Source organism: Thiocapsa sp. (genome assembly GCF_035467215.1).
GTDB lineage: Bacteria > Pseudomonadota > Gammaproteobacteria > Chromatiales > Chromatiaceae > Thiocapsa.
In genome coordinates, this window is sequence record NZ_DATITZ010000075.1 from 1 (window position 1) to 2,173 (window position 2,173).

Annotated in this window: 3 protein-coding genes; 1 reads left to right on the forward strand and 2 read right to left on the reverse strand. The window is 62.5% G+C overall.

Annotated elements, in window-relative coordinates:
- Window positions 1-158: 158 nt before the first annotated feature.
- On the reverse strand, window positions 159-614 hold the full coding sequence (locus tag VLR48_RS03845) for a hypothetical protein (RefSeq protein ID WP_325290511.1): 456 nt from the start codon (window positions 612-614) through the stop codon (window positions 159-161).
- 83 nt (window positions 615-697) lie between these two features.
- Between VLR48_RS03845 and VLR48_RS03850 the strand changes: the two genes are divergently transcribed.
- Entirely contained in the window at window positions 698-1,345 is a 648-nt protein-coding gene (locus tag VLR48_RS03850) for an OmpA family protein (protein WP_325290512.1), read from the forward strand.
- 185 nt (window positions 1,346-1,530) lie between these two features.
- On the opposite strand, the gene VLR48_RS03855 is transcribed toward VLR48_RS03850, so the two are convergent.
- Entirely contained in the window at window positions 1,531-1,830 is a 300-nt protein-coding gene (locus tag VLR48_RS03855; RefSeq protein WP_325290513.1) for a hypothetical protein, read from the reverse strand.
- Window positions 1,831-2,173 lie beyond the last annotated feature (343 nt).

Here is a 2,173-nt window from a genome sequence, read left to right on the forward strand (position 1 = left end):
CGGCAGTGCGGCCAGCTCCTCGGCGTTGTAGCCGAGGTAGTCCCGGGCGTAGTCGGGGCCGCGGCGGAAGTGGTAGGTCGCATAGGGGGCGCGGGCGACCCGGTCGCAGGTCTCGCGGACCTTGTGGCGCAGATATCCGGCGTCGAAATCGATGGGGCTCATGACGGCCATGGTGTGTCTCCTCGGGGAAGTTGATTAGGGGTGACGTGGTGAATTCGTCGTCTACCGGTTGCCCCGGTCGGCGCGATCGCCGATGCGCCGACCGGGTCGGTCACGGTCCAGATGACCCCGCCCATGGGCTGCCACCAGACGAACGGCGCGATCAACAGCAGACTGGCCGTCAAGGTGTAGGTGCTGCGCTCCGCCTCGCGCGGGATGTAACGGGTGATCCAGCGCTTGAAGGCCGGGCGGGCCATGACGCTGTGCTGCACCGCAAAGATCCCGAGCAGCAGGCTATTGATCAGCGCCGCGGTCCAGAAGGGCGCGGTCGGCGCCGAGTCGATCGACTTGGGCACCAGGATGTTCCCGATGAAGCCGATGGCATAGAGAAAGCTGGCAAAGAAGACGAGGTCGCTGACGACCCCGTAGGTGAATACAGTCACGCGCTTGAACATGCGGGTCTCCTCCGATCGATCTGCAATGGATCACCGCCGGGTGGGTCGCGAGCGTCCATTCATCGCACAGGAGACTCCGAGACATGACCTCGATTGCTCGATCAAGCGTTCTGTTTAAGGACATCTTCGGCCGCGCCCTCGTCTACGTGGACGTGATCGAAACGAGCGCCATGGAGACCCGACTGATCGACGCCGAGGGGCTCGCCAAGGCCCTCGGCGAGCAGGGCCGTATCGCCGTGCCCAACATCTATTTCGATTTCGGGCAAGCCATCCTCAAGCCCGAGTCGCAACCAGCGCTCGACGAAATCGTCCGTCTCTTGTCGGCACAGCGGGCGTTGAATCTCTATGTCGTCGGTCACACCGACAATGTCGGGGGCTATGAATCAAATCTGAGCCTCTCGCGAGCCCGCGCCGAGGCGGTCGTTGCCGCTCTGGTCTCGCAAGCGGACATGGACCGCGCTCGACTCGTCCCGGCCGGCGTTGCCGACCTCGCGCCTGTCGCGTCCACTACCACCGAGTCAGGTCGTGCAATGAATCGGCGGGTCGAGTTGGTCGCGCGAGAGTTGGTATCGGGCCGCGTTCGCTTTTACGGTCACGGCTGCACTTGGCGCGGATTGACACGGGACATAGGCGACACCGCGGAGCGGATGTCACGAGCCCCTCGAGATTTCGTTGGTTGGTCGAACGCGCGAGGCACGGGGATCGCTCGCGCGTTCGACCTCGCACGATGAGATCGTCGGCCGGTCGGAGGTTCCATTGACGGAGGTCTGCATGAACCGGGATACCGATCAGGGGCTCCGGATCGCGGTCCACGTCGACGGGGGATCGCCCTTACGACGTGGCGCCCCGGTCTTGATCCGAGTGATCCATTGGCCGCCTCCTCGTTGAATTGTCCCGGGAACTGCTTTTTGCCGACTCAGCGCTCCGAGCTAGCCGGTCCGTCCGCGGACGCCCCCGAGTCGGGCCGATTCTCGCCTTCCTGCGCCGGAATACCGGTCCATTCCCGACGCGCGGACTGCCAATGTGCGCGGCGCATCGTCTCAAGCACCCCGGGCGCCTCGCCGCGCATCTGTTGGGCCTGCTCCGGACTCGGCATCGACGGGTCCATCGGAGTCGGATAAAAAGCGCTCGGTCCCCAGGCAAAAAGCGAGGGAGATACGGCGAGCAATGCCACCGTCAGCCCGGTGCCGAGCCCCACTCGAAATACAGGGCTCATCGGTCGCAATCGCTTCATTGTCGAATCCTCGGTTCCAAACAGACCACTGATGAAGAGACGAGCCATTCGGGACAGCGCACTTCACCGCACCCTGGAAAGGTATCGGGGCCATCATGTTCGTTTCAAGCTCGTTTTTTACTGCGACCGCCGTCGTCATTCCCGAATGAATGGCTGTTCGCCTATACGTTGCACGAGAAAAAACAATATATGGTCGGCAGCGAATGCCCATACCCTCTCTGTTGTTCGGTCGGCGATTCTCCGATACACGACAGAGGAGTGAAACCTTGGAAGCATTGCTGGAATTCTTCACCCGATTCTTCACGCAATTTCAATCGCCAACCCT